Below are 24938 nucleotides of genomic sequence, written 5' to 3' on the forward strand. Positions count from 1 at the left end.
TAAAAGGGGCTGCATAAAACAGCCCCTTTTTTATTAATCATCCCTACGTTTTTGATGCAAAGCTTCATCTCTTATTTCTGCTCTGAAGCCTTCAAGTGCATCACGTCTTCTTTCATTTTTTTCTTCCAAAGTTTTCGCCATTTTTCTGTCATCAGTTTTTTCAATCAGTTCCTCTGCTAATTCCATATTTTTAATTGTATGATTGATATTGGCTTGTATTCTTTCTACATTGTCGCTTCTATCATCTGGTTTTGGCTTATTCTTCATATAAACATCCTCCTTCTGATTTACAATACTTTTTAGTCTTTGTCATCATCAATCTTAATTTCCACGGCCCCGGATTGCTCCATGACCGACTTTACTTCCTGAGCTTTGTGCCTTGCAGCTTTAACAAACACTACAATCCCACTATCATCATTTAGTTCGTTTAAGCTTTCAACAAAAGATTTTAATCTACCAGGGTCATCATATGCTGTTTTAACGGTGGCACTTATATGATTATCTATGGCATCAGCGTTCATGCTTCGAAACTTGGCTTCATCGAAACTGCTGATTATCATATCTTGCCTGCTGATTCCGCTGTTTTTCAGAGAATCAACTACCCCGCCTACCTGACCTGGCTCCAAAAATCTACCTATTATTTTAATGATAAATCCCTCCCTGCTTGCTATGCCTTGGTAAGAGAACTAATTAAAATAGAATAATTCTTTTTATATTGTGTCCAAAATTTTTTTTTGTAAAGAGGTAAAAAAATCAAAAAAACGAACCATAACTGCAGCACCCGATTGCACCGTTAAATTGCGGTTCTTCAAGCTTTATTATTTCGTCAAAATCATTTGCAAGGTAACGAGCAAGTGATTTACTTTTTGCTACTCCTCCCGATAAAATTAACTTTTTCCCTTTAAATCTAAATAGCAAGGGTCTGAGTTTCCTGTAAAGTGAATAGTTTACTCCGGCACATAGTCTATCCATTGAAACGCCTTCCGCTATTTTACCTATGAGTTCCGATTCTGAAAACACAGAACAGGTAGAATTCAACTCTACAGGTTCTTTGAAATATTCTGTTAATTTATCAAGCGAAATTTCCAGAACTCCCGCCATGTTTTCTAGAAACCTTCCGCAGGAAGCTGCACATTTCTCATTCATCTCCAAGTCAGTTATAAGGCCTTTTTCAACCTTTACAACCTTCACATCCTGGCCCCCCACATCCAGCAGTGTGAATTCCTTCATTCCTGTTTGATAAATAGCTCCGTATACATGAGCCTTTATTTCTGTTATTTGCTTGAACATACTGATATCAGTGTTATTCCTTCCATATCCCGTTGATACAGCGGCAACCTCTTCACTAATTCCCAGTCTACTTATGTCAACTTCAAGTTTTCCATTCTTATACAGACAGTAGTTTTTATAAAAAGTCATTGTACTGATTTTCTGTTTATGTATAATTAAATTTTTATCCATAAGAGCTATTTTTACTTCCCTGCTGCCCATATCAATTCCAAGTATTTTCATTACTTAAGCCCCCTTATATCTCCCAACATATCCAGAAAAGCTTCAAGTCTGAGCTTTGTCCTTGAATCAAGACAATTTGACTTGTCTCCCTCTATAGTAAATACAGGAATATCAAGCTCCTGTTTTATTACTATGTCCTGTATGGCTCTGTGGCAAAAAGACTGCGTATAATGGACAATACCGTCAAGGCTTCTTAGTCTAATCTGTTTTTTAATTTCCATAAGTCTGAATTCCAGGTCATAAGGATATGTATAGTCATAATATTGCCGGTATATATTAGGGGCTTGTGAAGCCCTTGGAAAGGAAAACTCTCTTTGCACTTCATTATATACAAAACAGGCGTTGAACCTTTCAACATATTCAAAAACATCACATATCATTGGAGGTACACCTATATAACCAAGTCTCAATAACTGTTTTCTCGGCGGTCTTTTTGATATTTCATTTATTTTTCCTTCAAGGAATTCTGCACATTTTTGCGGGTTGCCGTCAAAGTCGCTTAAAGTTACCTGTGATATATGATTTTCAAAGCCTGTAGCTTTGTTGTCTATGTAAGTAAGTTCATCAATAGCTTTTGCGAGGTTTCTTATGTTATTCAAATCCTTTCTGACAGACTCCGTCTGCTCCAAGCTGACATTAAAAGCTTTCATAAACTTATTTAATTCTGAAGTAATATCTTCAATGGTATGAGATGATGGATAAGAAAAGTGATACACTTTTATTCCTTTTTTCTTCAGAACCTCAAGCAATGCTCCCGTATTGGAGCAATCACCCTCCTGAACTCCTACTATTTCATCTATACCATAGCGCAGGCATGCTCCATAAATTCCTTTTATCCAGGCACAGGAGCTTTTAGGAAAACCGTCCCTTTCCGCCCTTTCTATATCTTCTGAATAACTATCACTGGATATAAATACATTATTCAAGTCAATTACTTTGTAGTTTGCAGCAAGCAGTATTTCTATAGGAACTGTAGTTGTAATTCCGATTTTTCTCATAAAATATCCTCCAAACGTAAATAAAAAAAGGGCATATGCCCATGTGTAAACAAAATAAGCTATCCTTTACGATAGCAGGCCCGTAGTTTTGTTTACAGACAGGATGGTCACGAACTGTCTTATGAATTTATTGTAATTGTAGCAGTATGCTGTAATGGAAGTCAATGTTTTCAAGAAATTAAAATAATTATAAAAGAGGGCCAGCGAAAGTTTTTTCACCGACCCTAATAATTATAATACTGTTTATCCTAAGCTAATGCTTTTTCAGATTCCCTTAATTGCTTGCGTATTTGTATTTTTTGAGGACATTTCTGCTCACATATGCCACATTCTACACATGCATCAGCTCGTTTTCCTTTAACCCATTCATTGGTTCCAATTTTTTTATATTCTTCTTTTGCGTATTCAGTCAATTTATATACCCGATGATAGTTCATATATTCAAATATCTTAGGAATATTAACCTCCTTGGGGCAAGGCATACAGTAGTTACACCCTGTACAGTACAAGTCAGAAAGTTTTTTATTTTGCTCCATTGCCTCATTTATTGCATTGATTTCTTTCTCTGTAAGTTGCTCCTGGTTTGATGCAACCTGTATATTTTCCTCAACCATTGCCATGCTACTCATACCCGACAATGCACATGTGACATTTGGATTGGATATTACGAATCTCAAAGCTAGTTCAGCACTGCTTTTTGCTCCACCTGGAATTAATTTACTGATTACCTCTGAAGGTGCTCCCAACCTTCCTCCGCCAATAGGGCCCATTATTATGACTCCAAGGCCTTTTTCACGTGCATAAGCTATGCCGGCCTCATTGCTTCTATCCAACATATTGTACTGACATAACACTGTCTCAAAGCATCCGGTATCAATTAGCTTTATCAAGTTTTCAGCTTTGTCATGAAAAGAAAAGGAAATGTGTTTTATTAATCCCTCATCTTTTGCTTTTAATGCAGCTGAAAGCGGTCCGTCTTTTACGTTTATTTTCTGCTCAAAGGCTTCAAGACTTATTCCCCACATATGATAAAAATCTATGTAGTCAGTATTAAGCTTCTTTAAGGAATTCTCAAGTCTTTCTCTATAATGTACACCGGAATCATCTTCAATTGGATTTTTAGTTGAAAGATAGACTTTGTCTCTCCAGCCTTTTATTGCTTTTCCAACTATCTCCTCACTTTGCTTTTCACAATAGTACGGTGCTGTGTCAATATAATTCACACCCAACTCGAAAGACCTATGTATCATCCTAATACTCTCTTCGGTATCAAAAACCGTTTTACCACCAACATTTGATTGCGGCAATCTCATTGCACCAAATCCTAAAGCGGATAACTTTATCCCGGTTTTACCTAATTCGCGGTACTGCATACACTAATCCTCCTTGTTTGTAAGTTGACGACTAATGTATCAATTATATCATTTCCTGCACTTATTTTGCAGTATTTACCTATTAATCTTTTTTTAATTGTTGCATATTAATAGCTTTCTTTTGCAATTTAGATTTATAAAATTAAATATAATTTGCAATCTGCTTCATTAATTCAAACAACTCCGGATTAAACTTGTGCTTTTCACTCTCCATTATTCTTATTGCTTCATCCCTGCTAAAAGCAGCCCTGTAGCATCTGTTTTCGCATAACGCATCAAAAATATCAGCCAATACTATTATTTGAGAATGGAGTGGAATATCTTTTTTCTTAAAATATCCTGAGCCATCTACATATTCATGATGATAGAATATGTAATCTGCAACAAATTTAAGGTTTTCACGACTCTTAGCATATTGATAGCTATAAAAGGCATGCATTTTGATTTTTTCATATTCTTCAGGTGTAAGCTTACCAGGTTTATTGAGAATCTTTGGATTCACATACAGTTTTCCTATATCATGATTGGCAGCTGCAAGCTTTACCTTTTCACATTCATCTGCAGGAAGGCCATAAGCCTCTGCAAGGGCAACACTAATAGCAGCAACTCTCTCACTGTGGAGCATAACCTCCCTATAAGCATCTGTATTCGAATGTACTTCAAAGCTAATATAATCCAGTTCATTGCTTGCTAGAGCCATATTAATTTTATTCTCAATAAGCTCCTGAGGTATCTGGTTATCTGTTAAAACTACAAATGATAGTGAAACAGAGCCATATATTCCGTCATATTCCCTGAAACATGATGTAATACAATATTTTAGTTTATTGTATTCATCTATGGATAATAAATGGGGTGATTTAAAATTAACCCTGTAAATTTCTCCTATAACATTGAACCTGTTGTATCTTGATAAATTCTTTGCAATGTTAAATGATACTGACTCAAATAGCTGAAGGTCTTCATCGGAGGTAACTACCACATTTTTGCCGATTCTCTTTGCTGTATACAATGCATCATCCGCACTCCTAATAAGCTCCATATAGTCCACTACTCTACAGGATTCGCCTAAAATTGAAACTCCCAGACTTACGCTGAGACTGCTTTCTTCATATTTCAAGAGGCTAAACTCTCTGCGAATTGTTTCGGCTATTTCCACAATATCCTTGGAATCTATTCCCCTTGTAAGTAAAAGAAATTCTTCTCCTCCATAACGTATAGCATATACTGGAAGATTCATAATGGTATTATTAATAACACCAACTAACATCCTAATAACATTATCTCCTGCCAGATGTCCGTAATTGTCATTAATATTCTTAAAATTATCCAAATCAAGTATTATCGCACCATTTATATCAACCATTCTATCTTCCCAGTTATCCAGAAGCTGAGAAAGATACAATCTGTTATAGAGACCTGTCAATCCATCATGTTCCGCTGAGTCTCTAAGCTTTGAAAATAAAATTGCATTTTCAAAGTATATACATATCTGGCTTTTGATTAACTGAAGCAAGACCTTTTTTTCCTCGTCAATCATATCAGCTAATTCATGGTGAATAACAAGATACCCATATAAATCACGTTTTGAAATACTCAGCACTCCAAGGGAGCCGGAATTATATCCAAACAATTCCTTATTCTGAGCCTTCAAATCCTGTATATACAAATCAGTGCTGGGAAGGTATGAACTATCAATATTCATCTTTCTAATATCATCAGGAGTGAATATTTTGCAATCCAGCCCGAGAACCCCTGCAATAACATCTTTCAGATAGCTTACAAGATCCTGAAAATGAAGGATGTTACCCATATACTCATTAATATCTATCAGTACGGATACGGCTGCAAGCCTGTTTTCAAGATTTTTCACCTTTGAAGTAAGGTTTGCATATTCCTGATTTAATTTCATTAGAAGTTCAATACTTTGCTCTATTGAAGATGCAACATTAAACTTAGTATTATCCTCGTACATATAAAAACCTTTCTCTTAATTTTATTTTATTGTAAACTATTTGTCTCTTACCATGATATATCGTACAGAATTGGAGATTTAATTATGAGGAATTGGTCTTATTTGATAATTTATAAGAAATAATAAAAATAATGATTTACAATTAATTACATATATGTTAGCATTACTTCAAGGATAAATATTATATCACACACAAAAAAACAAAAAGGAACTTGGAGTGAGGGGACTCCGGGTTCCTTTTTGCATATAATGGTTTTATCTTTGGTAGCAAAATGGTATATTTTTAAAATAATTTGAGCATAAATAGAATATACTATATAAACCAGTAACGAAACGGTGAAAAATATGATACTAAAAATCCCCCCCAATACAAACATGACTGAAGGAAGCATAATTGCATTAACTAAAAATAATATTTTTATTGGTTATGCCGAAGTAATAATGTCAACAAATGAAGCCCTTTTGCTTAGTGTAGACAAAAAAGCTGTTAAAACCTTCAATGAATTATTCGGAGAACAAATTCCATTTACCATAGATCTTTTTTAAATACTTGTCAAATTCACTGCCCTTTTATATTTTGATTCAAAATTGGGTTTAAGAAACTCATATCTCTTTTCCAGCTCATCTGTTACAGTGTTTAATCTGTCTCTATGGGCGTAATCTGATTTGAGTTCTATTTCTATCTGGTATTCTTTTTTTGATACATTATTTTTTAGATTTATGTAAGTAACATTATCGAAAGCAACCTCAATTGAGAATTCATCTTGAGAAAAAAGTACTTTCTCTCGGCTTTTTTCAATCCTGATTACTTTATGAAAATCCTTCGGTTGGAACCTTTCAGTAAGTTCCGCACAATATTTTGTTAGTAATTCCCAGTTGTCTTCTATCTTTTCTGAATTAATATCTTGTTCGTATTCAAATCTTTCAAGGTGACTGTTACTGCCACAAGCATCTATGTCAGGAATATCCTTTTTTATCGTTATGCGGTTTCTTTTATTATCCTTTCGAATCCTAAGTATTATATTCTGCCCGTATAAGTCGCCACCGTCAGTATCAAAGTAATCATCTGCACTATCTTTTACTTTTATGTCCCCTGCCTTGAAATTTTTCATAAGGCCTGAAAACTCATCTCGGACTTTATTGAAAAGGAAGCCGTTTTCCTCATCAATTACATATTTCTTTTCTACTTCTATATTTTTTCCCTCTTTCATAAAACCACCTCGTCGGTAAGTGTCAAAGCAAATATATGAACATTTCTTTTATTAGGTAAATATATCTTCACTACACATCCGGGTTCTATAGGATATCTCTTTGCTAATAGCCTTGCATTAAAGCTATGATACCTTGTCCTGCCATTTTTTCTTTCTGCTGCTGCCCCAGTCCAGTAAACCTTTTCTCCATAAATGGGAGGCTGAAAGAAATCCGAAAAGTCAGCAGTTATTATCTTTTTTGTTCCGTCTGAATACTCTATTACTATATTCTCTCTATAGCATCCAAACTCAGAACAGCCAAGTATACTAATATATTGTGCATTTATGTTTGGTATACTTATTTCCTGAGCATTACAACTAATATTATCAGCCTTAGATGGTAAATATTTGTAATTAAAGCATAAATCCCCTTTTATCCACTCCTGATTTACCAATAAATCTTGGAATATGTAATGTGTGCCCTCTCCTGTAATATCAGCTTTGGAATCATCCCTCAAGGTATCTTCAAAAGCTTGATTGTTATAGTATTCTGATATATCTATAAAATAATTACTCAGCTTTTTTTCGGATTCGTAAACAACCAAAGTTTTCAAAAGGTTCAGAAGCATTTCATCTCCATCAGTAACCATTTTGCACAAATCTTTTTTTCTCTCTTCGCTTATTTTTTCACAACGCCGGCTAGCCTTACCAAGAGCATTTATTACTTTGTTTCTGATATTTTCTATATTTTTTTTCGTTTCCTGCAACCGGGTAAGATCGAGACTTTGATTTATGCACTGCTCATAAAGTATATGGAATATAGGTTCCAGGCTCCCATGGAAACGCAGCCTGTTAACTAAAATATTGTTGTCAAAATCCTTAGTTCCATCAAAATCTTCTATTATACTTATCAATTCGTTTTTACCTTCAAACATTGACAACCCAATACTAATGACTTTGTTTGTATCCAGATTTACCTCTTCATTCTGATCTATGCTGTAAATACTGTCTGCACACGAAGCTAATTCCATTCGAAATTGGTTGTTTGAGTGCTCCCATATTTCTTCAAGCATATCATAAGTAATATGAAGAGGAAAGTAAGTGTTTTTATGAGTATCCAGAATGTCTTTATAAAACTGATCTCTAATACAAAATGTTCTATTTGACTCATTAAACTCATTCACAAGTAATCCGTGATTAAGCTTGAAGTCCATATTTTTGTAATAAGAATTATAAAATAATGAATTATATTTTACAACCATAATAACAGGCCTGCCAAAAAAAATTTCCTCGGCTGCCATGGAAATTACATTCTCAGTGGTACACCCTCTGCAATCGATTTTTTTAAGTTCTAAGCCCATTTTGCTTAGGATTTTGTTGGAATAGTCTGATGGGTCGTACTTCGAGTAATTTACATATACTCCTGCAATGCTATGTAAAAAACAGTAATAAAAATAGTTTTCACGATTAAAATAACCTGCCGCTGCAGCAATCGGAGATTGTATGCAGTCAATATTCTTATAATCAAACCCGTTTTTATACAGGTCAATGTCCAAGGCCTTCCCCATTAATTTACCCCCATCTTTTATTAGTATGTACCATACTAATTTCCAAGTTTCTGACTTACTACCTTTTCCAACTTGTTTAGTGTATTCAGATTATCCAGCAATAGTTCTTCATCATCAAAAACAATATTTAATTTATCTTCCAGATTAATAATAATTTCAATAAAATTAACTGAATCCACACCTATCCTGTTAAGGTTTTCATCTTCTGATATGCTGTTTATTTGTTCAGTTTCAATGTTTAAAGCTGAAGCAATTACAGCTATAATTTGTTCTTTTACTTCCATAAGATACATCTCCTTTGATAAATTATGTTATTTTGAATAAGTTTCCATAATATTCTCTAGTTTTGAATTAAGTATACTGACTTTCTCCCATGAATCAGATACTATTAATGCAAAAGCTCTTCCCACACAACAGTCATTGCTGTCGTGAAGCTTATATGGAAGTGTTCCGGAGGTATAAACGAATATTCCTTCTTTAGTATCAGAATTTATTAGCAAACCCTCTTTGTCCAGTTTGCCGCAAATATCGGTATAGTTCACGGGTTTTTCAGGAGTCAGTCTGAAGTATCTTGATAATATCTTTTTATCCTTCAAAATTTGATTAACAAATGAAATATAAGTAGATAATGTAAATCGGCCGTTAATTTCAATTATAGGAATACATACATCCTGTTCTGTGATAATTGAATCAACTCCTGCAACTCCTGTAAAACCGATTTCGTACAAATACCTTCCTATTTTTTGTCCATATTCTACATAACTGTCCAGAACTTTTTGCTCCAGTTCAGGAGGCATTTTCGAGCCTATGTAAACTGTGTCTCTCAGTAACTGTTCTTTAATAGAAAAGACCGTTACTTGACCCTCAGGGGATACGTATATTTGGTAGTTAACATCCCCTTTCTTATCGTACCAGCCCTCCACAAGCCATTTACTATCTGTTCTGCCTTTGGAAAATCGTGCTATCATTCTTAGGCTTGATTCCAGCTTATGCTTGCTGTCCACTATGTATAAGCCCTTTCCCGAAGCACCCTTTGGCTCTTTAATAATAACTTTGCTAAAGAATGGTTCGTTATTTGTCAGTCTTTCATATTCTTCCCTGATTTCATCAGTAGAACTGCACACTTTTCCTTGGCACACAGTTAAACCAAGCTTTTCAGATATTTCTCTATTAAATATCTTATCATTGATTTTTGCATTAATATGTGAAGGTGCCCCCATTATCTTCATACCTGTCTTTTGAGCTATTTCCTCTTCAAGATGAGTAATTCCATAGGGAACAAAATACAAATCATCGTTTTTATCCGCGGCCTCTTTTAATTTATTAAGTAAGTTTTCATCTCCAAGTACCAACTCTGAAATGGGAGTTAATAAATCAGCATTTTCAGGAGATAGTATAGTTGGAATAGAAAAACCCATTCTTTTGAGATTTTCCAGATAATCTTCATTAGGCATTTCTCGAAGAATAACAATATCCTGTTCTCTGCATATGAGAAGATTCATTTCTTCCATACGGTTTACAGCAATGTCCTCCTGCCTATTAACAACTCCTGCACTCAAGTTACTCCAGTATTTTTCCGCACCTATATTACACAACCATACTATGATTCCTTTGCTTCTTTCTGTGGTAAGAAGGTTCACTAAGTTAAAATCGTTTCTCATACTGTTTAAAGAAGATTTGTATCCAAAGGTTTTTGTCTTTGCATAAAATCTTCTTTTTCCCACCTTTCTCTGAGAATATATGTCCTACCTTCATAATACTGAACTTCTGCCGGTAACGGATGACTCAGGAAAAGTCCTGGGCTCTGTGTTATTCCATAAGCTCCTGACTTTTCAATTGCTACTATGTCTCCTGGAACAGCTTCGGGCAGCATAACATTCTGTCCTATAACATCTGTTGGAGTACATAGAGGCCCTACTACATTTACCTGCTCTTCATTGCCCGACTTATTGAGAATATGCATTGGAAAATTATTTCTAATGTGCCTGCCAAGGAAAGCAGATGACGCATGCTGATTTGAACCACCGTCACAAACCAGGTATTTTCTGCCCTTACATTCTTTTTTGTAAAGAATTTTTGTAAGATATGTTCCCGATTCAGCCATAAGAAATCTTCCGCTTTCTACAAAAACCTGCGTGTCAGAAAGCCTGTCCTTGTATTTATCCCATATATCACTAAACTCATTGCGGAGTATGTCCATATCAAGATTACTATCATCCTTGAAGTAAGGAACACCAAAACCCCCGCCAAGGTTTAGAAACTTGAGGCTAAAACAGTATTTTTCCGAAGTATCCAGTGCAAGCTTAATAATTTGCTCCATACTCTGAACAATACTGTGGGCATTTAATGCCTGTGTCCCTGTATATATATGTATCCCAATTACATTAATATTTGGTAGTGTTTTTAATTCATTAAATACATTCTCCATAAGAATCTGATCTATCCCGAACTGAGATGCAACTCCTGACATTTTAATACCGGAGCCTGCAATGTCAAAGTCAGGATTTATTCTTATAGATATATTTACTACCTTACTTTTTTCAGTTGCTATTTGATTAATTGCTTGGGCTTCTTCCAAGCTTTCTATATTTATACTGTAAATGTCGGTTTCCACAGCATATTTCAATTCTTCATACGTTTTTCCAGGACTGGTAAATATAATTTTATCAGGTGAAAATCCTGCTAAAAGCGCAGTGTGTAATTCTCCCGAAGATGCCGTTTCAATACAGCTGCCTAGCTTCTTGAACAGTTGACATATTCCCAAAAGAGGATTTGCCTTCATAGAATAAAATATCCCAACCTCTTGTGGTAAACTGTTCTTGAGCAATGTATACTGAGATATGATTTTCTCAGTATCATAAGCGTAGACAGGTGTTCCATATCTGGTTGCGATATCATTTAGTATTTTGTCGTTCATATGACCCTCCTATTCTGCGACCGCCAAAGCATTATTTATAATTTTCACTATTGCTTCGGCATTTTTGTGAATGTAAAAATGCCCTCCGTCAAAAGTGTAAAATGTACAGCTTTTTTTAGTATACAGCTCCCAGCATTTCATATCTTCAATGGTTGCCAATTCGTCATTTGTACCCGAAAGTACAGAAATATCAATATCTAATTTATGTATATGGGGATTATGACCGTATGTCTCCAGAATTGTGTAGTCTGCCCTAAGAGTATTAACTGCGTTTTCCACCAATCGTTTATACTTTAAAAGCTTTTCAGGTATTCCTCCCATTGCCACTGCTTCTTGTATCAACTCATCATCAGACAATAAATGCATATTCTTTCCCTGCTTTTCAATATAAGGAGGGTATCTTCCTGAAAAGAATACATGCCTTGGTAATTTCAAACCTTTTTGGTAAAGACTGCATACCAATTCATAGGTTATTATACTGCCCATGCTGTGGCCAAAAACAGCATAATCACTGTCTTGTGTTTCCCTCTCAACAAGATTTGCTATATCCTCCACAGCCTCCTCCATACTTTTATAAAATGGGTCTTTTGCTCTTTTAGACCTTCCCGGGAGTTCAATGGGATAAAGCTTTATGGAATTGTTCAAAAAAGTTCTCCATCTTGCATATACATCCGCTGAACCTCCTGCATACGGTAAACAAAACAGCTTAATTTCTTTCATCTTATGCCTCCCGTTTAAAGCTTAATTTAAGAAGCTTTTCAACTGCACGGCTTTCAGTTTCTTTTATGAGTTCCAGTTGCCTGCATATATTGCTCATAACATTCTTGTTTTTTGTTAAGGCTAAACGAAGGGCCAAATTAGATGCTATTTCCCATTTGGCTGAAGAATTATTAAAGCAATCGCAGATTTCTTCTATATCATCAACCATTGCTGATATTTCCTTGAGAAATACCATAAACCTTGTCCTGCTCCTTGACACAATTTTAAAGGCCGTGTTGTAATACCTCAAAAGATAAAATAAATCATCATCCGGCATAGTGTCTCTTTTATATACTAAATCCTTTATAAAACTCTCCAATGCAGGTAATCCGCATTTAAATCCCAAAATGTCCTTTTCACCCTTCATCCTGCTTAGGCTTTCAACAATAATATTTTTACAGCTGGCATAATCCGGTGTGAAACATTCATTTTTACTGACTTCCATCCACATATTTCTTATGGGCTTCTTATATGAACCCTGATCATTATCTGAATTTCTTGAGCATATAAACTCTTCTATAGACATCCTTCCGTCAAAATCACTTTTGGATAGTCCATACTTATCAAAAATTTCCACGTACCCTTCTTCCAGGTTGTATCCAGTTACAACAACAGCATGTGCCCCATGAGCATTATGGTAGGCACTGTGATAACTCATATGATACATGTCTACAACTGTTATCACAGGAATTCCCAAGTTTATCAGTTCAATAAGCCTCTCATGAGCTATCTGGGGGTTGTCTTCAATATATAAGGAAATTTTTATTTTATTGTCAGGTAATTTTTGTACTTCATTTCTGTCACGTCTGCTATAATGTGTAACTGCCGGAAAGTAAACGTATTCAAGGGAAGTATTCAGCTGTTCCTCAGAAAACTCAAAAGAGCGTGAGGGCTTATGTAAATAATTTAGCCCTATATATCCTGTATCTTGATCATACATAAAAGACAGATAGTCGGCCAAAATCAACTCCGGTTTCAACCCAAAGTGTGCTGCAATTGCTCCGTAGGCATTTTGAAAACAGTCATTTACGTAAGGAGCGAAGTATCGCGGTACTCCGTCAATTGATCGGCTTAAAGTATTCATAAGTCTCCCTTCTGCCTGAAATATAATCATCGACATATTTTAACACGGCATCAGTATCTTCATTAACTGTAATAATATTGGTTTCATTTTGGATTTTTTTATCGTTAAACAAACACAAATATTTGCTCCTCAGCTTAGTCAGGTAATAAAGTTCTTTGTTTTTCAAAAGCTTGTTTTTTCTTATGAGCTTATTTGTGTGGAATAACTCTTTTCCTCTTTTTTTGATTCTTCTATCACAAACTTCAGGACTTACATCCAGAAAGAACACCACGGTCGGTTTTATAACAACCCTGTGCAATAGTCTTCCCATTGCTCCTCCCGCTCCGTTTACATCATCACGGGTCAAACCAGTATATATGTATCTGTCTGCAATTAAAATATAATTTTTCTTTAAAAGCGGAACTACTTTAAAAAGGTAATCTATAAGAAAACTAATCCATTGAAAAAAGCTGTATATACTAGGTGTCAGTAATCCTCTGGAGTCAAATACTTTAATTATGTTTCTTATTACCTTATTTGAATTCCATTCCCACACACTGGTTTTATATCCATTATCGGTAAGATACTTTCTCAGAGCCCTTACGCTCTCGCTTTTCCCACAACCACTTATTCCCTCAAATACTATCAACATGCCGTTCACGCTTGATGTATTTTTTTCTTGTTGCATAAGCCTTCACATCCATAATTTTATTTATGTAAACTAATAATATTGCTTTAAGTGAAGAACCTAATGTAACGCATTTCTGCCATTCTACAAGCTATTTCTGTACTTATAGCCCTCTGTGTAGTCAAGAGCAGCTTTTCTGCCTTTTACAAGGTTTTCGTGGAGTTCTCGCAATATTTCCATAGAGAAACCCTTTTCTTTCCAAGTATCATAACTAATTCCGTAACCAAGTTTTTCCCACAACCGGGTGTTCTTTTTTTCATGCTCCCCAAAGGGTTCCAGCATTATCATTGGTGTTGCAGATGATAATGAATCCATAAGGGTCCCAGCACCCGGCTTTCCAATGATTGCTCTTGTATTCTTTGTAATATCAAAAAGCTCATGATATTCTTCTTTATTTTCAAATATAGGTTCTTCATCAGGTATTATCTGAGCTAAGGGCGGAAACTCATAACTGCCTCTTTCATTTTTATTCCATGCCCTCCATGAAGGGTCAACCATAAAACACCTGTCCCCTATCCTTTTTCTTGAAGCTTCCTGAATTTCATACAATACAATATCCAATTCAAAACCTTTTTCCTGCAGCTCGGGTATTTTCCCCTGATATGTTCCCATACCCCAGCCTCCTCCATGGATAATGAATCTCTCTGGTCTTTCAAGTATGGGGATTGGCTCTTCATTTACAATTGGAATCTGATACTGAATTTTAGTGTTTTCGAAATCATACAGCCAAACTTCTTTATAGCTTTGATTATAGTCTGGCTTATACTGTTGAAGGCTTTTCCATGACGGAGGCAAATCACAGTCAACATACAGTATTTCTGCATTAACAGTTTCAGGAGCTATCCTTGTTCTGTATTCATCGATTATGTGCAGCCAGTGCCCAGACAGTAATATAAAATCCCTTCTGTTCTCTTTAGCCCAGCTCTTCATCATCGCATCTGCAAGCTCGTTGTCAATACTCTGACGAATATCCATAGGCATTCGTGCAGACATTAATGCAACAGCAAAATTACTGTGATATGCCTTCCGGCTCTTTTGTATGTTATCCCTCTTATCTTGTGATATAAGATTTTCGAATACTTCTATTTCAGTATAAACTCCTTTTTCCCGTAATCTGCGGTCTATAAGAAGTCCCGGAATATACAGCCCAAGTCCAAAGCCTGAGCAGAGTATTGTTACTGTTCTTTTTCCCATAGGATTCAACTCCTTGGCTTATAGTTATATGTCTTTAAATATTTTAAGACTGGCCTTCACCAAATTTTGCATCAAGGAACCTGTTCATACCTGTAGCTTTGCTCTGGTCTATATTCAGAATTCTGTTAACATCAAAAAGCCTTGTAAAGAAATCATATGGCCATTTTGATGGTTCTTTGTTTTCAATTGCGTACTCATCTAGATAAGAAAGATCTTCCGGTTTAAAACTGTCCTTTACAAATTGAGGCACTATCTCCCCAAACATAAGCTCTATGTAGTAGAAGTTATAGTAAAGGATTTTCTCCAGTTTATACTCTTTAACTCTCTCAACAAGCAGATTCCAGTCAATCTTGTCATAGAATTTGCGTATGTACATAAATAAGTCTGCAAACTTGTAAATTTTCAAGTCTTTAAGACTTGCTATCCATATCATGAGACATGCTTCTTTGTACAAATGGCAGCTAAGTTGGATAATATTATCTATGTAGTCCAACATATACCCCTTTGTATTATTTATTTCAACAGGAATAGCTCTCTGTATAAGGTCTTTTGTCACTACTTTGTAAGGGCAATTGCCTTTCCAGAGAATGTCGTGGTTTACATCAACTTCAACAAGTTTTGCGAACTTGTTATCGCTGAGTTTAAGGAACTGGTGTATTTCATGAGTTGCCATTTGGTGCAGAACTTTTTGCTTTCTTGGCACTTCTACTATTACATCATTCTCCTCATCGTAATTACCCTGTATATAACCAAGATCCTCAAGAGCCTTTACTACAGTTCCTACATCATCAAGGTTCATAAGCATATCCAAGTCATTGAATATTCTTGATTCTATTGAAGGATATACTATACTTGCAAGAAGGTTACCTTTTAGAACAGGAACTACAAGATTGTACTTTTCAAACTCCTTGAGTATTTCTGAAAGCTTCTCAAGATAGCAGGTATTTCTTTCGCCAAACACTGCCCACTGAGTATCCATAAGTCTTTGTAGTTCTTTTTCCATTGAATCGTAAAGATTAAACTTCTTGAGATTGTACCGGAACATAGGCAAGGTTCTATGAGTAATCATCTGGTATATTGCTTCAGACCAGTCCACACCGCCATCCAGCATCTTCTTCAGTTCATCACCCTGTGAATCATTCATTTCCACTGCAGTTAGCAATACAAGCTGTCTTTCCTTTGATATTTCTTCTCTTTTCATTCTCATTTCCCCCTGTCATTTTTTTAAGCTTTGGTATAATTCTTTAACATCGCTTTTACTAATTTTTCCGATTGCATTTCTCGGTATTTCCGATATTATATATATTTCCTTTGGCACTTTTCTGTCTTCAAGCTGTATATTGCACCATTTGTATATATCCTTTACTTCTGCCTGACAACCTTCTTTTAGAACTACCATGGCTACAATTCTCTGTCCCAGTTTCTCGTCATCAACACCTATTACTGCACATTCCTTGACTACCGGATTTTTAAGCATAACTTCCTCTATATCTATTGGATAAGCTCTGCTTCCACCCTGCATAATCATGTCATCGTTCCTGCTAAGTACAAAGAAACGTCCTTCTTCATCCTTATAACCCAAGTCTCTTACACGAAAGCCTTTTTCACTAAGAACTTCTTTTGTAAGTTCAGGTGAATTATAGTAGCCGTCCATCATGTAATCGCTGGTTATGTATAATTCTCCTATTTCGCCTACTGGGGCTTCACTTCCATCTTCTCTATAGATTTTTATACCGCAGCCTCTCATAGGTTTTCCGATTACACAAGGCAGTGTTGTTACATCTTCATGTTCACCAAAGGTTACTCTGGCTGATGCCTCTGATGTGCCATAAGCATTGAAAACCCTTGCCCCCGGAAATGCTTCAGCTGCCCGTTGGTAAATTGTCATAGGATTTACCATTCCGCCGATAAGGACTCTTTTAACCGAACTAATATCATAATTTTTCAATTGAGAATACTCAAGAATTTGCAAAAGCATGGTTCTTACTATATAAAAATTAGTTGCCTTATACTCCTGAACTGCTTTTAAGAAAATTGCCGGATGGAACACATTATTCAGAAGGATAATTCCTCCTCCTCGACTTATTGCCATCAGCACGTCTCCTGATATAGGACTTGCCTGTGCAAGTGACCTTGGCAGGATAGTTCGTTCATCGCTGGTGAAACCCAAATGTTCTGCAACCGCCAATGCATTTCCTACAATTGCATGATTTGACAATACTATCCCCTTTGGTCTGGAAGTGGAGCCTGATGTAAAGCAAATACCAAAAGTATCTTCTTTTATATCTGTAAGCTCACGCTTTTCCTTTTTGAACTCGTATTTTGCAAATGTACCGTTTTCCTGTAAAACAAGTACTATCCTTATATTCATCTTTTCAATACTATTAAGAATAGCACTATACCCTTTTGAATCTGTTATTAGAAGTTCAACATCTGTGTAGTTTATAAGATCTGTAAGAGTATCTCCCTTGAATTGATACGAAAGTGATACAAAAACCTTCTTCTGTCGATTTAAACCCAACATGCTTGTAATGAATTCTGTACAATTCGGAAGATAAATTCCACCTATTTTAAAATCCCAGTCTTCTATTAGTTTGCAAAACTCCAAAACCTTTTCATATATCTGTCCATATGTAAATTTATTATCATTGTATATAAGTAGTATATTATCTCTGTACTTCTCGCAGCTCTCGTTAAAAAGGTTCCATGGTGAGTATTCAAATTCTTTCACTTGCGTCGCTTCCCTTCTATATATTTAGGTTTGTGACTTACAGACAGTCTTCCAGCCTTTCTGCAATACTGTTCTCCAATTCACGGATAATATCAAGTTGATTTACCAAATCATCAATCATATCCAACGACTTTCTTATTCCAAGCTTTAAAGCAATACTGGAGCAAATATCCCAGTGTTTTGAGGATTCATTCAATGAAACACACAAGTCCGATACAGTTTGTTGTGGCAATATAGAACTGATTTCATTAATAAATACCGCAAAACGTTTCCTGCTTCTTGAAATATTTTTTAAGGTGCCGTTCAGATACACTCTGAACCAGTAGACTTTTTCATCATCAATCTTTTCATTTTTCATTTCCAATAAACTTTTTGTAAATAGCTCAATTGCTTCTAAGCCGCACTTATGTCCAAGAACTTCCTTTTGTCCTCTCATTCTCAGGCAGCTTTCTCTTATAACATTAAGCAATTTTTCTTCTGTAACTTTAAAATCCTTATCTGAGCTTATCTCCATCCAAAGATTACGAACTGGTCTTTTTTGTGTCTCATTTCCTCCCGGCAAGGGATTATCCGATGTCCTTCCCAAGTTAACTTCGTCTATAGGCAGTATCCCGTCAAAATCACTGCTTGAAAGCTTATACTTATCAAACAAGTGAAAAAGTCCTTCTTCTTCGTTATATCCGGTAAATACCACACAATGTAAACCATGTTCCTTTCCGTACGCCCTGTGATACTTCATATAAAACAAATCAACAGCTGCAACTACGGGTATGCCGTTATCCAGCATTTCCTTTAATCTTTGATATGCCACATCAGGGTTATCCTCAATGAACATGTTGATTTGAACCCTGTCTTTGTACCTGATATCAGCCTTTTTTGCTACCGCTTTACTGTATAAGGTAGTTTGCGGCAGATAGACAAATTCAAGGGATGTATTCAATTCATCTTCTGTAAACTCAACCGTCGTATTCGGCCTGTAAAAATAGTTAACCCCAATATGTCGGTTTTTACAGTCATACATAAATGATAGATAATCAGCAAGAATAATGTTAGGATTCATTCCCATATGTAAAAGTACGGCAGAATAAGCATTATGAAAACAATCATTTACGTACGGTTCAAAATACCTGGGTACATCGCTCATTTGTTTTATCATAGTCACCTGTCCTATCACTACGTATTTAAGAATTCAATATATTGTCAACATAATCGGTTATAGAATCCACTGTTGAAAATGTTTCATAGGTTAAAGAACTACTATCAAAAGTTATTCCAAAAATATCTTCGATTTCAACCAGAAGTTCCACAAGAACTATTGAGTCAACTCCGTAGTTATCTCTTAAATCACTGTCTGTCACCACATTGTCATTATTAAATTGTGCAACTCTGCTTACAACTTCACATACCTTGCTTTCTATTTCTTGTCTCTGCATAAGTTTTACACTCCTTTAAAATATTTTACTTGTACCTCTCATTTACTACCTTTATTCTGCCTTCAACCTTTGCTGAAATATCACCCTTTTCTTTTATGTATTTAGCAAGAACATCTTTAAGAAGCTCGCCCTTGCTTAGCAGCTTTCCTTCTTTCAATTCATCGTAGCCATCACCGCCGTTATACAGATAATCATTTGTAGCAACCTTGTAATACTGTTCTCTATCCAGCGGTTTACCGTTCATTGTAATGCTTACCAGCCTTTTACCGGCAGGTTTTGATGCATCAAATGTATAATTTATACCTGACACCTGCAGGAAACCTCCATTGGATCCTCCGTCAGGATACAGTCTTATACCTCTTTCTACTGCAGTGTATATGTTTTCTCCCTTCACCTCTATTGTGACAAGAGAATTGACAAATGGTAGAGATTTTCCAATCATGTACAGATTGATGTTTCCCGCCGGAATACTTTCTCGTATTCCTCCTCCATTCATAAGAGTCAAATCTGCTCCGGCAGTTTCACGCATTGCATCACAAAGCAGATTGGCTAAAGTTGTTTCTCTGCTTCTTACGTTATTTCTAAAGCCGTCAAGCTTTTCCTTAGTTTTTCCTACAACTTCTTTGGTAGCTTCAAGAGCAATTGAGTGATACTTTTCTGCTACCTTATTTACAGCAGGATCGGCTTTTTCTTTGTCTTTTGTCTTTTTAACACTCCATACTACCTTTGCCAGTTTCCCGTCTTTAAAGTACATATCTGCAAGTCCTACGTGGGTACTATATCCTCCAGCCTCAACCAGATATGTATTGTTGATCTTTTCAGCCTTTTCATATAAAAAGTGGTGATGTCCGCACAGAATTAAGTCTATACCGTCTACTTTATTTACTACTTTTCTGTCTATGTCATCCCCAAGATGAGATATAAGTACTATTGCGTCCACCTTATCCTTTAGCGTCGTTACCATTTTCTCTGCAATTTTTATAGGATCTTCAATGGTTACACCTTCATTATCCCGGGAATTTGTATTTATAAGGGCATTTTGCTCCGTCATTCCGAACAGACCTATTTTTTTTCCTCCAACTTCTACAATCTTATACTCTTGAAAAGCAGGCTTTCCATCTTTATAAATATTAGCTGAAAGAATTGGAAATTTGAGTTCATCTTTAATTTCTACAAGTCTGTCATAACCAAAGTTAAAATCATGGTTACCGGGTGTCATTGCATCGTAACCCATTAAATTGGCTACTTGTACAACTCCTTCCCCCTTATTTATGTTGGCTTCGTTGGTTCCGTGAAACATATCTCCTGAATCCAGAACCAATGTATTCTTATTTTTCTCCTTTATGTCATCTATTAAATGTTTCATTAGGGGCATACCCATCATCACACTTACGTCATCCAGAGAGTAATATCCCCCAGCCTCCTCATCGAAGATAATATGCCCGTGTATATCTGCAGTACTTACAACACTTACTTTTTCATCATAATAGCCTATGTTCTTAAGCAAATCATTAAAGTTAACATACTTTACCGTAAGAAATGCTGCTATACCGAATACAAGCACTCCTATAACAATCAGATTTTTATAGCTTTTCAAAACAATAGTCCCCCTTTAGTCTGTATCATTACATTGCTGTACCTGTACTGGAATAACGGCTTACACCTTTTTTCCAAAAAGCATATACCAACAAAAACATTATTACTGCAACCACCGGTGTCATATAGAAAAAACCGTTCCAATAAGAAGACATTTCACTTTTTCGTAAGAAGTATTGTGCAGGAAAAAAGTTTACAAAAGCGAAAGGTACTACAAACATCAGCAGTTTTTGTATAATACCCGGATAAAAGCTCAAGGGATAGCCGGAAATTCTTCTGGCATTAAAGAATATCATATTTCTAAGATTATCAACCTTGTATGTCCAGAAGCTGAAGCAAGCGGAAAACAAGAATATTGACGCCTGTATAACTGCCCCTGACAACAGAATCACTATATAGTAAATAATATTTTTTGCATTCCAGACTATTCCTACTGAAAATGCAGTGTTTACAAATAGTATTATTCCTACTATTCCGTGACCCAGAGCCGCACTCAAATCTATTCTTGAGGCAACTATCTGATACATAAGCCCAAGAGGCCTAGTCAGAAACCTGTCAAATTCTCCTGAATAAATCATATTGTCAAAGTCTCTCATACCGGCAAAAAACAATACAAATACGCTATAAGATAAAAACAGAAAGCTATACAGGAAAAACATCTGATTATACTCCCAGCCCTTTATCCGTACAAATCTTGTAAGTATGAGAAACATAACTACGACGGAAATCATTTCTCTGCAAAAAATCGCTATTGTAATAAAGACTCTATCAAATTTATATTCCAGAATTGATTTTATACTGAGTTTTGCATACTTCATTATCAAAATAATCATTTCAATGGGACTGTATAAAGGTTTCTTTTTCACTGACTATCCCCCCTGAACAACCAATTTTTTTAATGCTGATCTCCATAAGAGTCTGCCAACTATAAAAAGGCCAAGAACCCATATGAGTTGTTTTAAAAGTGCAAAAGCTATTTCTTCCATGGGTACTTGCCCCAAGTAAATAGTTATGGGGACATAATATATGGAAGCAAAGGGTGTAAGTTTTATAAAATCTACCATTGCCTGAGGCATAAACCACAGCGGAAGTAATGCACCCGACAATATCATTACAGCTGCGTCCTTGATAGTTACAAGGCTGAATGTCCAATAAAACCAAAATGAACTTATCCATACTATGAAATTTAAGCAGTATAATACAAGATAGCCTAATATCATACTGAGTAAAAAAAGCGCAAACATTGTTAATGAAAAAGGCGGAAGCATCTTGAAAAGGATTATGGAAATGATAAGTGCAGGTGTGAGCTGCATGACAACTCTGAAAATCAAGATACCTAAATTATATGAAAAAATATAGCCACTGAAATTAATAGGCTTGAGTAAATCCAATCCTATCGAGCCTGAACGTACCTTATTTTCAATGTGGTACTCATCCATGGCATAAATACACTGCATAAGAAATGCAAGAACCACATAGGTTATGAGCATTTTAAACTGTACACCGTCTACAGCCTGTTCATCCTCATAGATTGCCTTCCAAACACATATGTTGACAAAAATCATGATTATGGCATTTATAATACCTGCTACACAATCTGCCCTATATGCAATGTTATTCTGGAATGCCTTTTTAGCGAACTCCACATAGGCTCTCATCGAACTTGATCCCCCCTTGATAGATTTCTCTGATAATCCCCTCAATTTCAGGTTCTTGAACTGTAAAATCCACAATAGAGTATTTTTGGGTTAATTCATTTATAAGACTGGATATTTGGATTTCATCCTTTCGGAATGTAAATCTCTTTTTGTTTCCCTTTTCCTCAATTACCTGTATTCCGGGTATATCAATTTTTTCTACGTTTTCAGAAAAATCTACCTGTAGAGTTCTGTTAGTACCGTACTTTTCTTTTATTTCTTCTACCGTGCCATCATATATTGTTATACCATGGTCAATAATTATCATTCTCTGGCAGGTCTTTTCAATATCTTGCATGTCATGAGTGGTAAAGAGCATTGTTGTACCTTTTTCTTTGTTTATGTACCTGATAAACTCTCTTATCTTTTCTTTTGCAATAACGTCAAGTCCTATGGTCGGTTCATCAAAGAATATGATTTCAGGGTCATGCAGCAATGCAGCTGCAATATCTGCCCTCATTCTTTGCCCAAGGCTAAGCTGTCTTACCGGTTGACTCATGAATGAATTAATTTCTAATAATTCATTAAATAATTCCATATTTTTTTTGTATCTGTCTGCAGGTATTTTGTAAATATATTTCAGAATTTCAAAAGTATCTATTACGGGTAAGTCCCACCAAAGTTGAGTTCTTTGGCCAAAAACTACTCCTAAACGCATAGCATTTCTTTTTCTTTCTTTATATGGGCATAGACCGTCAATTACTATAGATCCTGAGGTTGGCACCAGTATCCCGGTTAACATTTTTACAGTTGTAGATTTACCGGCACCGTTTGGGCCTATAAAACCAACCATTTCACCTTTGTTAATGGAAAAACTGATATTATCAACAGCACGCTTCATTTGGTACTCAGGAACAAGCAGACTTTGAAGCGAACCTAATAACCCTTTTTTTCTTACATTGAGTTTGTAATCCTTTACAAGATTGTTTACTTCAATAAATGGCATTTTGGGCACCCTTCTCTCGTTTTTTTCTACAAAATACAAAAAGAAACTAATTAGAACCGTACTAACAATACTAACAATTAAATTAAAAACAGAAAATAATTCCAATATGATGTATTAATTGTCATTTTATATAACATTTTCTGAATTTGCCATTGTTTCTTAGTGTAGTAAAATAAATAAAAAGGGACAGACTACCTTAAAAGGTAGTCTGTCCCTTTTTATTTTCAACAATCAATATCGTCTATAGACATAAGATTAAGCTTTAAACATTTAATTACGGCTTGTGCTGAACATTCTACTCCAAGTTTTTTATAAATACTTTTTTTGTGGTACTTAACAGTATTTATGGTTATACCTTCTTCGAGTGCTATAGTCTTGTCGGGGACTCCCATAGCAATTAACCTTAGAATATTCAGCTGCTTCTTGTTTAACACACAATCCATCTTGTCAGGCAGAATTGTACTAATTTTATTGGATTTAAACTCATTGATTAATTTGTAGGCAGTAAGATTAGCGATAACTTCAAATTCAACCTTAACAGGCTCATTTAGACTACATATAGCTAAATAACCTATATCATTTTTATTAACTTCTAGCGGTACTGAATAAAAATAGAGTTCTCTGAGTAGGTCACAATAATTGTGCAGTGGTGTAGTGTAAACCGGTTTTTTTATTCTTATAGACAAGGCTATTGCATTGGTACCTATTGACCTTTCTGCAAAAGACATTCCAATTTTAATCCCGATTTTTTCAATTTTCTTGTTCAATTCTTTACAGCACTTTTTTTTAAAAGGACTCCTTCGGGATTAATTAATAAAAAGGCTAAGTTTTTGTTTACCGTAAGGTTTTCCAACTCAATCCCTATTCCATCAAATAGCGATATTACCTGCTTGCTTTCACTTAATGCTGTTTGTAACGCATCTTTACTAATATACGTACTCTCAGCAGAAACTGAATTAGTCAAACCAGAATTAATACATCTTCTCCATGACGTTAGTATTTCTTCTACTGGTTGTAATCTCATGTATATATCCCCCCATATTCAGTTTTTAATCATAATCAAAAACTCATATTGCATTATATTTATATTACCACACCTATAATAGAAAAAGCTAACATAATTATGTTTACCATTTTTGATAATATTAGTTAAAACTTCCTTAAACATTAACATAATATTAACTTGTGTCTAATTCTACAAAATTAATCAATAACATTATTTAATGTCAGTAAAGGGATTAGTTGGAATTGATAAATAATAAGCATATTAACCACTAAACTTTTGGGTAGTTTTTATG

At 35.3% G+C, this 24938-nt stretch carries 26 protein-coding genes; 1 reads left to right on the plus strand and 25 read right to left on the minus strand.

Going from position 1 to position 24938, the window contains the following annotated elements; all coding sequences use genetic code 11:
- Positions 1–33: 33 nt before the first annotated feature.
- From tlp to K412_RS0103895, 6 genes are all read right to left on the minus strand, one after another.
- On the minus strand, positions 34–267 hold the full coding sequence (gene tlp, locus K412_RS0103870; RefSeq protein ID WP_024831893.1) for a small acid-soluble spore protein Tlp: 234 nt from the start codon (positions 265–267) through the stop codon (positions 34–36).
- A gap of 32 nt (positions 268–299) precedes the next feature.
- Positions 300–626: a hypothetical protein gene (locus K412_RS0103875; protein ID WP_024831894.1), complete on the minus strand. Its 327-nt coding sequence runs from the start codon at positions 624–626 to the stop codon at positions 300–302.
- 127 nt (positions 627–753) lie between these two features.
- Positions 754–1512 carry an acyl-CoA dehydratase activase gene (locus tag K412_RS0103880; RefSeq protein WP_024831895.1) on the minus strand — a complete coding sequence of 253 codons (759 nt, stop codon included), beginning with the start codon at positions 1510–1512 and terminating at the stop codon, positions 754–756.
- Positions 1512–2510 carry a 2-hydroxyacyl-CoA dehydratase family protein gene (locus K412_RS0103885; protein WP_024831896.1) on the minus strand — a complete coding sequence of 333 codons (999 nt, stop codon included), beginning with the start codon at positions 2508–2510 and terminating at the stop codon, positions 1512–1514. Before K412_RS0103885 ends, K412_RS0103880 begins: the two co-directional genes overlap by 1 nt.
- Before the next feature lie 248 nt (positions 2511–2758).
- A complete protein-coding gene (locus K412_RS0103890) occupies positions 2759–3883 on the minus strand; it encodes an aldo/keto reductase (protein ID WP_024831897.1) in 1125 nt (374 codons plus the stop codon).
- Positions 3884–4025: 142 nt separating this feature from the next.
- Entirely contained in the window at positions 4026–5858 is a 1833-nt protein-coding gene (locus K412_RS0103895; RefSeq protein ID WP_024831898.1) for a bifunctional diguanylate cyclase/phosphohydrolase, read from the minus strand.
- A 345-nt stretch (positions 5859–6203) separates the two neighbouring features.
- Between K412_RS0103895 and K412_RS0103900 the strand changes: the two genes are divergently transcribed.
- Positions 6204–6404, plus strand: a complete 201-nt coding sequence (locus tag K412_RS0103900) for a hypothetical protein (protein ID WP_024831899.1) — start codon at positions 6204–6206, stop codon at positions 6402–6404.
- On the opposite strand, the gene K412_RS0103905 is transcribed toward K412_RS0103900, so the two are convergent.
- The 19 genes from K412_RS0103905 to K412_RS0103995 form a co-directional block, all read right to left on the minus strand.
- Complete coding sequence (locus tag K412_RS0103905) at positions 6401–7069, minus strand: CYTH domain-containing protein (RefSeq protein ID WP_024831900.1); 669 nt, start codon at positions 7067–7069, stop codon at positions 6401–6403. The genes K412_RS0103900 and K412_RS0103905 overlap by 4 nt on opposite strands.
- The gene (locus K412_RS0103910) at positions 7066–8616 is read right to left on the minus strand and encodes a hypothetical protein (RefSeq protein ID WP_024831901.1); all 1551 of its coding nucleotides are present in this window, start codon (positions 8614–8616) and stop codon (positions 7066–7068) included. Before K412_RS0103910 ends, K412_RS0103905 begins: the two co-directional genes overlap by 4 nt.
- 35 nt (positions 8617–8651) lie before the next feature.
- On the minus strand, positions 8652–8900 hold the full coding sequence (locus tag K412_RS0103915) for an acyl carrier protein (RefSeq protein ID WP_024831902.1): 249 nt from the start codon (positions 8898–8900) through the stop codon (positions 8652–8654).
- Between the two features lie 27 nt (positions 8901–8927).
- Positions 8928–10340, minus strand: a complete 1413-nt coding sequence (locus tag K412_RS0103920) for a preATP grasp domain-containing protein (RefSeq protein WP_242835520.1) — start codon at positions 10338–10340, stop codon at positions 8928–8930.
- Positions 10283–11533, minus strand: a complete 1251-nt coding sequence (locus K412_RS0103925; protein ID WP_024831904.1) for a type III PLP-dependent enzyme — start codon at positions 11531–11533, stop codon at positions 10283–10285. Before K412_RS0103925 ends, K412_RS0103920 begins: the two co-directional genes overlap by 58 nt.
- Before the next feature lie 9 nt (positions 11534–11542).
- Positions 11543–12253 (minus strand): thioesterase II family protein, encoded by a 711-nt coding sequence (locus tag K412_RS0103930; RefSeq protein ID WP_024831905.1) that lies wholly within the window; start codon positions 12251–12253, stop codon positions 11543–11545.
- Position 12254: 1 nt separating this feature from the next.
- On the minus strand, positions 12255–13376 hold the full coding sequence (locus K412_RS0103935; protein ID WP_024831906.1) for a BtrH N-terminal domain-containing protein: 1122 nt from the start codon (positions 13374–13376) through the stop codon (positions 12255–12257).
- The gene (locus tag K412_RS0103940; protein WP_024831907.1) at positions 13351–14043 is read right to left on the minus strand and encodes a thymidylate kinase; all 693 of its coding nucleotides are present in this window, start codon (positions 14041–14043) and stop codon (positions 13351–13353) included. The genes K412_RS0103935 and K412_RS0103940 overlap by 26 nt, the downstream gene beginning before the upstream one ends.
- Before the next feature lie 84 nt (positions 14044–14127).
- Complete coding sequence (locus tag K412_RS0103945; RefSeq protein ID WP_024831908.1) at positions 14128–15237, minus strand: UDP-glucuronosyltransferase; 1110 nt, start codon at positions 15235–15237, stop codon at positions 14128–14130.
- Between the two features lie 43 nt (positions 15238–15280).
- A complete protein-coding gene (locus K412_RS0103950) occupies positions 15281–16438 on the minus strand; it encodes a nucleotidyltransferase domain-containing protein (protein ID WP_024831909.1) in 1158 nt (385 codons plus the stop codon).
- A 15-nt stretch (positions 16439–16453) separates the two neighbouring features.
- Positions 16454–17968 carry a class I adenylate-forming enzyme family protein gene (locus tag K412_RS0103955; RefSeq protein WP_024831910.1) on the minus strand — a complete coding sequence of 505 codons (1515 nt, stop codon included), beginning with the start codon at positions 17966–17968 and terminating at the stop codon, positions 16454–16456.
- Positions 17969–18005: 37 nt separating this feature from the next.
- Positions 18006–19124, minus strand: a complete 1119-nt coding sequence (locus tag K412_RS20380) for a BtrH N-terminal domain-containing protein (protein WP_034847133.1) — start codon at positions 19122–19124, stop codon at positions 18006–18008.
- A gap of 25 nt (positions 19125–19149) precedes the next feature.
- Positions 19150–19401, minus strand: a complete 252-nt coding sequence (locus K412_RS0103965) for an acyl carrier protein (protein ID WP_024831911.1) — start codon at positions 19399–19401, stop codon at positions 19150–19152.
- Between the two features lie 25 nt (positions 19402–19426).
- Complete coding sequence (locus K412_RS0103970) at positions 19427–20998, minus strand: bifunctional metallophosphatase/5'-nucleotidase (RefSeq protein WP_024831912.1); 1572 nt, start codon at positions 20996–20998, stop codon at positions 19427–19429.
- A gap of 28 nt (positions 20999–21026) precedes the next feature.
- A complete protein-coding gene (locus K412_RS0103975) occupies positions 21027–21863 on the minus strand; it encodes an ABC transporter permease (protein ID WP_024831913.1) in 837 nt (278 codons plus the stop codon).
- A gap of 3 nt (positions 21864–21866) precedes the next feature.
- Positions 21867–22655 carry an ABC transporter permease gene (locus K412_RS0103980; protein WP_024831914.1) on the minus strand — a complete coding sequence of 263 codons (789 nt, stop codon included), beginning with the start codon at positions 22653–22655 and terminating at the stop codon, positions 21867–21869.
- Positions 22630–23640 carry an ABC transporter ATP-binding protein gene (locus K412_RS0103985; RefSeq protein WP_024831915.1) on the minus strand — a complete coding sequence of 337 codons (1011 nt, stop codon included), beginning with the start codon at positions 23638–23640 and terminating at the stop codon, positions 22630–22632. The genes K412_RS0103980 and K412_RS0103985 overlap by 26 nt, the downstream gene beginning before the upstream one ends.
- A gap of 224 nt (positions 23641–23864) precedes the next feature.
- Positions 23865–24407: a helix-turn-helix transcriptional regulator gene (locus K412_RS0103990; RefSeq protein ID WP_024831916.1), complete on the minus strand. Its 543-nt coding sequence runs from the start codon at positions 24405–24407 to the stop codon at positions 23865–23867.
- The gene (locus K412_RS0103995) at positions 24404–24664 is read right to left on the minus strand and encodes a hypothetical protein (protein WP_024831917.1); all 261 of its coding nucleotides are present in this window, start codon (positions 24662–24664) and stop codon (positions 24404–24406) included. The genes K412_RS0103990 and K412_RS0103995 overlap by 4 nt, the downstream gene beginning before the upstream one ends.
- Positions 24665–24938: the final 274 nt, after the last annotated feature.

It is taken from the genome of Ruminiclostridium josui JCM 17888 (genome assembly GCF_000526495.1).
Lineage (GTDB): Bacteria > Bacillota > Clostridia > Acetivibrionales > DSM-1351 > Ruminiclostridium > Ruminiclostridium josui.

Bases quoted from the DNA above. Each gene is read 5' to 3' on its own strand.
- tlp (WP_024831893.1), bottom strand. From the start codon at position 267: ATGAAGAATAAGCCAAAACCAGATGATAGAAGCGACAATGTAGAAAGA.
- K412_RS0103880 (WP_024831895.1), bottom strand. From the start codon at position 1,512: ATGAAAATACTTGGAATTGATATGGGCAGCAGGGAAGTAAAAATAGCT.
- K412_RS0103885 (WP_024831896.1), bottom strand. From the start codon at position 2,510: ATGAGAAAAATCGGAATTACAACTACAGTTCCTATAGAAATACTGCTT.
- K412_RS0103890 (WP_024831897.1), bottom strand. From the start codon at position 3,883: ATGCAGTACCGCGAATTAGGTAAAACCGGGATAAAGTTATCCGCTTTA.
- K412_RS0103895 (WP_024831898.1), bottom strand. From the start codon at position 5,858: ATGTACGAGGATAATACTAAGTTTAATGTTGCATCTTCAATAGAGCAA.
- K412_RS0103900 (WP_024831899.1), top strand. From the start codon at position 6,204: ATGATACTAAAAATCCCCCCCAATACAAACATGACTGAAGGAAGCATA.
- K412_RS0103905 (WP_024831900.1), bottom strand. From the start codon at position 7,069: ATGAAAGAGGGAAAAAATATAGAAGTAGAAAAGAAATATGTAATTGAT.
- K412_RS0103910 (WP_024831901.1), bottom strand. From the start codon at position 8,616: ATGGGGAAGGCCTTGGACATTGACCTGTATAAAAACGGGTTTGATTAT.
- K412_RS0103915 (WP_024831902.1), bottom strand. From the start codon at position 8,900: ATGGAAGTAAAAGAACAAATTATAGCTGTAATTGCTTCAGCTTTAAAC.
- K412_RS0103925 (WP_024831904.1), bottom strand. From the start codon at position 11,533: ATGAACGACAAAATACTAAATGATATCGCAACCAGATATGGAACACCT.
- K412_RS0103930 (WP_024831905.1), bottom strand. From the start codon at position 12,253: ATGAAAGAAATTAAGCTGTTTTGTTTACCGTATGCAGGAGGTTCAGCG.
- K412_RS0103935 (WP_024831906.1), bottom strand. From the start codon at position 13,376: ATGAATACTTTAAGCCGATCAATTGACGGAGTACCGCGATACTTCGCT.
- K412_RS0103940 (WP_024831907.1), bottom strand. From the start codon at position 14,043: ATGCAACAAGAAAAAAATACATCAAGCGTGAACGGCATGTTGATAGTA.
- K412_RS0103945 (WP_024831908.1), bottom strand. From the start codon at position 15,237: ATGGGAAAAAGAACAGTAACAATACTCTGCTCAGGCTTTGGACTTGGG.
- K412_RS0103950 (WP_024831909.1), bottom strand. From the start codon at position 16,438: ATGAAAAGAGAAGAAATATCAAAGGAAAGACAGCTTGTATTGCTAACT.
- K412_RS20380 (WP_034847133.1), bottom strand. From the start codon at position 19,124: ATGATAAAACAAATGAGCGATGTACCCAGGTATTTTGAACCGTACGTA.
- K412_RS0103965 (WP_024831911.1), bottom strand. From the start codon at position 19,401: ATGCAGAGACAAGAAATAGAAAGCAAGGTATGTGAAGTTGTAAGCAGA.
- K412_RS0103980 (WP_024831914.1), bottom strand. From the start codon at position 22,655: ATGAGAGCCTATGTGGAGTTCGCTAAAAAGGCATTCCAGAATAACATT.
- K412_RS0103985 (WP_024831915.1), bottom strand. From the start codon at position 23,640: ATGCCATTTATTGAAGTAAACAATCTTGTAAAGGATTACAAACTCAAT.
- K412_RS0103995 (WP_024831917.1), bottom strand. From the start codon at position 24,664: ATGAGATTACAACCAGTAGAAGAAATACTAACGTCATGGAGAAGATGT.